Below are 5,102 nucleotides of genomic sequence, written 5' to 3'. Positions count from 1 at the left end.
GTACTGGCGCGCCTGCCGCTCGGGTGCTAAGGCAGATGACTGGTTGTTTGCCAGCCGACGCGATCCCTCCCGGCCTCTGGACTGCAGCAGTGCGCAGCTTTATTACTACACGGCTCGCAAGGCCGCAGGCATTATCAAGGCCGGGGGCATCCATTCCCTGCGGCACTGCTTTGCCTCTCACCTGTTGGAGGGCGGCGTTGACCTGAACAGCATCAGCCATCTGCTAGGCCACGCCCAGCTGAGCACGACAGGGCGCTACCTGTACATGGCCCGCCCGGGCGGCAGTGCGAACAATGCCGCGCTGGCGCTGCTGGCGCAGCTGCCTCGCGCACCCGTGAAGCCGCCCAGTCATTGAGCCCGGCGCCCCATGAGCGCCACCCTGGCCGATGCGCTGCGCCAGTTTGGCCCGGCGTATCTGGCCAATCACCTCCTGAGCACTGCGCAGGCCAAAGCCTGGCGGGCCATCGTCGCTTGCCGCACGCCGGCGCTGGGCGGCCAGTTGCTCGCCTGTGATGCCTGCCCTCACCGCCACTGGCAATACCACTCGTGCCGCCACCGCTGCTGCCCGCAGTGCGGCGCGCGCGCCAAAGACGCCTGGCTGCAGGGGCGCCTGGCCGAAGTGCTGCCAGTGCCATACGCACACTTGGTGTTCACCTTGCCGCACAGCCTGAACAGCTTGTATGGCGCGCATCCGCGCTGGGTCATCGACACCTTGTTTGCCAGCACGGCGCAAACTCTGGCCCAGTTTGCCGCCAGCGGCCAGTGGATGGGCGGCGCTCATGGCACGCCCGCCTTCAGCCTGGTGCTGCACACCTGGACCCAGGACCTGGCAACCCATCTTCACCTGCATGCGGTGATGGCCTGCGGCGTGCTGGCCAAGAACGGCCAGTGGTCAGCGCCCGCGCGCGCGCCTGGCTTTTTGTTTCCGGTGCAGGCGCTGTCCAGGGTGTTCCGGGGCAAGTTCATGGCCGCACTGGCTGGTGCGCGCAAGGCCGGAAAGATTGAACGCGACCCGCAGGGACAGGCGCCCGCCTGGCGCGAGCGGCACCGGCAGCTTTACCGGCATGACTGGGTCGTGTATACCAAAACGCCCTTGGGCGGGCCGGCGCAGGTGCTGGAGTACCTGAGCCGCTACACGCACCGCACGGCCATCAGTAACGAACGCATTGCATCGGTCGGCCAGAGTGACATTGCCTTCAAGGTCCGCGCCGATGCGCATGGGGGAAAACGCACCGTGCGGCTGCCAGGCATGGAGTTCGTGCGCCGCGTCCTGCAGCATGTGCTGCCCAGCGGTCTCAAGCGCATTCGCCACTACGGGGTACTCGCTTCGAGCTGCAAGGCGGTCAAGCTGAGTGCTGCGCGCCTGGCCCTGCAGATGCCGGTCATCGACCCTCGGGTCGCCGAGCCGGTCCGGGCCTTCATGGCCAGGGTGGCGAGGTTTGACGTGGACCGTTGCCCATGCTGCGCAACGGGACGGCTGCATGTCAGCGCGATACTGCCAGGCGCCCAGCAGCTGCCAGCGCCTGGCGTCACTGCGGTGTGGCCACAGGGTCGGGGGCCGCCATGACGAGGGGACCGGGGTCTTCACTGCCGCTGCATGGCACGCCCTGGGGGTGCCGGCCGTGCTGCGCACAGCATTTCCACATCCCTGCACGAACCATCCCAAATGACCACGCCATCCCAAGTTCGAGGCCGCGTTTCATGAGCGGCGCCCCTGCACCACGCCCGTTTGCAGCGCCAGCGCCTTCTTGAGCTGACCCGGCCGTCACGGCGAAGCTTTCAATCCCCTCTTCTTGCCACCGTCCAGGGCGGCGGTTCAGTCCAACAGGTTTATCTGCCGCTGATCAGCCGCGGTGCGCCTGGCTTGCATCGCGGCAGCGGCCGATAAACGCTATTCGTTTTCGACAGTTGTATGAATAAGGGCGGCAAGGGAGCAAACGTCAGCAATAACCCCGGTCAAATTAAGATCCGCTCCACTTCATCGAGCGACACCTGATCATTTCGCGGGTCATAAAGGCTCGTCGTACGGGCGCTTTCATGGTTAGCCATTTGCTGCGCGATCTCCAGCTTGCCGCCATTACGCAAGTATTCGGTGATGTCAGTGGCGCGGAAAGTGTGACAGCCAAGTTTTGTCTTGATTCCAGCCTGCTCGGCTCGCCTGCTAATGATTCGCCAGGCATCGGGCTGACTGCGATGCACCGAACTTACTGCCTGCTGAGGGGTACTGGGGTATTGGCGGATAAAAAAAAGGCAGCGGTTCGCTGCCCACTGCCCTGGTGTCTAGCCGTTTAAACGGCGGCTATTGCACGCGCCGTTCGATGGTGATCTGCTCGACTTCCACCCGGCGATTGGGCTCTAGGCATTTGATCAGGGCGGAGCGTTTTTTGTCCTTGCAAACCACCATTGGATTGGCCTCGCCCTTGCCTTCAGCCTTGAGGCGGCTGGCTTCGATGCCTTTGCCGGTCAGGTAAGTTGCAACCGCTGCGGCGCGTCGCTCCGACAACTTCTGATTAGCTTTGGGCGAGCCAATGCGATCAGCATAACCGGTAATGACGACATTGTTGACACCGCTGTCGGCTTTGAGGGCAGTTGCGATTTCGTCGAGCTTCGTTTGCTGCGGCTTCAACTCGGCACTGTTAAAGCCAAAAACCTCGGTTGCCGACAAGGTGTATTTTTCAAAACGCGGCGCCGGCGGTGGTGGCGCAGGTACGGGTGCCGGCGGCGCGGCCACGACAACCTCGCGAACCGGTGCCGGTGCGGGCGCAGCCACTTGCGGTGCCGGGGCCTGCGCCTTGGCGCCGAAGCGGTAGATCAGGCCGACCGAGACCAGGTCGATATGGCCTTTGTTGCCGATGGCGTCGTTAATGCGGTAGCGTTCTGCCTCGGCGCGCACTGCCAATGCGTCGGTGAAGGCGTATTGAACGCCCAGGCCCAGCTTGAAATTTGCCTCCTTCTTGCTCGGATTCGGGTTGGTCACGCGGACCGCGCCAGTGCTGCTGAAGGTGTCCCTGGCCTGGGCGTAATTCACGCCGGCGCGACCAAAGGCGGAAAACTTCTCGGTCAGAGGCACGATGCCGACCAGATCGAGATTCAGGCCCTTAACTTTTATGTCGCCGGTCAGCGTGCCGGCCGGCACCGTGGTGGCGGTGTAGCCGAACTTGCCCAGGTCGAAATAGCCGCCCTCGATGGCGAAATTGCGGTTGAGCTGGTAGCCGCCGTAAAGCTTGAAGCCGTGGTTGCGGTCGCGGTCGGAAATCGAACTGGTGGCCAGGCCGCCGGCCTGCAGCCCGCTGGTGATGCGCGGGTCGTCGATGGTCGCCAGGGAGCGTCCTACGTTGGCGCCGGCGTACCAGCCAGAATCTTGCGCGATGGCCAATGGGCTGATGAGCGTGGCGAGAGCCAGCAGACCCAGCGTTCCTGATGCGTTTGTGAATTTCATGATGTTCTCCGACAGGAGTTAATAACTTTTTTACCCGTTGCTAAGCAACCTAAGCACGGTCTGTAGGTTTAAAAAAGGCCAGCAAAAATAACTTTGCTGTCCTTTGATACTTCAAGCTTTATGGGGTTGGAACGTTAACGGTATTGCTGTCCAAAGCAACTGTAGCTGCGCCGATCGCACCCGCCAGTATTCTGCCGTTGATCGTTGCGCCCGTTTTACCGGTGACGTCTCTACCTGCCAGTATGGTTCCTTGGAAAATAGTATTCGGTCCAATGGTCGCGTCTGCAGTAGGGACCCAAAAAACGTTTTTGGCTTGAGCGCCGCCTATCAGCGAGACGCCGCCTGTTACCGTGGTCAATGACGAGCCAATTTGGAAGACCCAAGTCGCATTCGCGTTACCGCCTCCATCGAGAGTGACAGGCGCCGGGCCGTTAATCAGAATCGTCGTGCCCGACGTATAGGTGCCGGGAGCGAGCGTTAGCCCGCTCAGGTTTGCACCTCCCCCCAGAGAGTTAGGGCCTACGCCAGGCGGCAGTGCTTTGGCGAAGTTATACGCTTTAAGCAAATCAGCTTTAGCCTGCGCTGCCACGGCGTCATTCACGTGAATCACCCCATTCACTTGGTTTGGGGGAATAGCTTGTGAAGTGCCTGGGCTCAGCGCGACATCGCCGTTGATTTGTGTTGGACCGGTGCTCGTAGTTGCAGAGGTCGACATGATCCCGAAGGTGCTGGCCACGCCGAGGTCTATGGTCGGTGGGACAACTGGCGGAAGAGCCGGTCCCGCTACCGTTGCGGTCCTGAAGTTCCAGGCATAACTGCAGCCCAAGGGTGTTTTCGTTCCGTTCGAAACAGGACCCTGGATAACCGCTGAATAGGCCGTGTTAGGCAACAGCGCTGATGAGGTTGTCAGGAACGCTACATTGGTGTTGCTGTCATAGCGCACCGACGCGGGCACCAAAGCAGTCCCGTTAGTTGGGGCCAGCGTAAAGCTGGCTGGAGTGAACGTTGCGGGGTCCATCGGCTCGCTAAAGGAGGCGGTGATATTTTTCCCGCTGTTGGCCACACCGGTGGTGCTGGTCGATGCAGCCTGGTCCGCATTGGCAGGATCTGTTGTGGTGACCGAAGGTCCGGCCACTGGACATACTGCGCCGGGGAGGATTGCACCGGGTGGCGGTGTAATCGGAAGTGGAGCGACGATAGCTACGGCGCCATTCGCGCCGAGGATTTCATCTCGCCCGCCGCCGCAGCCTGTTGCCGCAAGGGCCACAGCACTGAACAGCAGCGCCATGGACCATGTCCGGCATCTGGAAGAGCTCTCGAATTTTTTCATTTACTTGCCTTTTAGGCTGAAGTCCGATCCAGGACGAAATTGAACCTGGATCTCATTTCAGTGATGGTGCGTGATCGTATGCCCGTCATCTATGCGCCGCCCTACATAGCGTCAAGCAGGGACGTAAATGGCAAGCGACTGTGGTTTTATTGGCTTGCCGACGGCCGACAGCCGACGGCCGACGGCTGACAGCGCTGGATTTGCGCGTAAAAAAGATCTGCAGCGTATAGCGTGCAGGCGACGAATGCTCTTTAATTAGGCGCTGTTCTGAAAGTTCAGTGAAGCCACTTCATGGTGCCGGCGAGGTGCACAAAGCCCAGAAACGTGACGTCG

At 61.2% G+C, this 5,102-nt stretch carries 5 protein-coding genes; 2 read left to right on the top strand and 3 right to left on the bottom strand.

The window, feature by feature from the left end; all coding sequences use genetic code 11:
* Both ACP7AD_RS18450 and ACP7AD_RS18445 read left to right on the top strand, forming a co-directional pair.
* A partial coding sequence (locus ACP7AD_RS18450) for a tyrosine-type recombinase/integrase (protein ID WP_426166388.1) occupies positions 1-355 on the top strand: 355 nt, incomplete at its 5' end.
* Positions 356-367: 12 nt separating this feature from the next.
* Positions 368-1,567, top strand: a complete 1,200-nt coding sequence (locus ACP7AD_RS18445) for an IS91 family transposase (protein WP_426149190.1) — start codon at positions 368-370, stop codon at positions 1,565-1,567.
* 389 nt (positions 1,568-1,956) lie between these two features.
* On the opposite strand, the gene ACP7AD_RS18440 is transcribed toward ACP7AD_RS18445, so the two are convergent.
* The 3 genes from ACP7AD_RS18440 to ACP7AD_RS18430 form a co-directional block, all read right to left on the bottom strand.
* Positions 1,957-2,199, bottom strand: coding sequence for a tyrosine-type recombinase/integrase (locus ACP7AD_RS18440; RefSeq protein WP_426149191.1), 243 nt, complete (start codon positions 2,197-2,199; stop codon positions 1,957-1,959).
* 100 nt (positions 2,200-2,299) lie between these two features.
* Positions 2,300-3,439, bottom strand: a complete 1,140-nt coding sequence (locus tag ACP7AD_RS18435; protein ID WP_426149192.1) for an OmpA family protein — start codon at positions 3,437-3,439, stop codon at positions 2,300-2,302.
* Between the two features lie 118 nt (positions 3,440-3,557).
* Complete coding sequence (locus ACP7AD_RS18430) at positions 3,558-4,727, bottom strand: ice-binding family protein (protein WP_426149193.1); 1,170 nt, start codon at positions 4,725-4,727, stop codon at positions 3,558-3,560.
* Between the last annotated feature and the right edge of the window lie 375 nt (positions 4,728-5,102).

The organism is Polaromonas sp. DSP2-3-2b2, assembly GCF_049895905.1.
In the GTDB taxonomy this organism is placed as follows: domain Bacteria; phylum Pseudomonadota; class Gammaproteobacteria; order Burkholderiales; family Burkholderiaceae_C; genus Polaromonas.
Note: the sequence above shows the minus strand (reverse complement) of the source record. Positions and strands in the feature narration are given on the sequence as shown.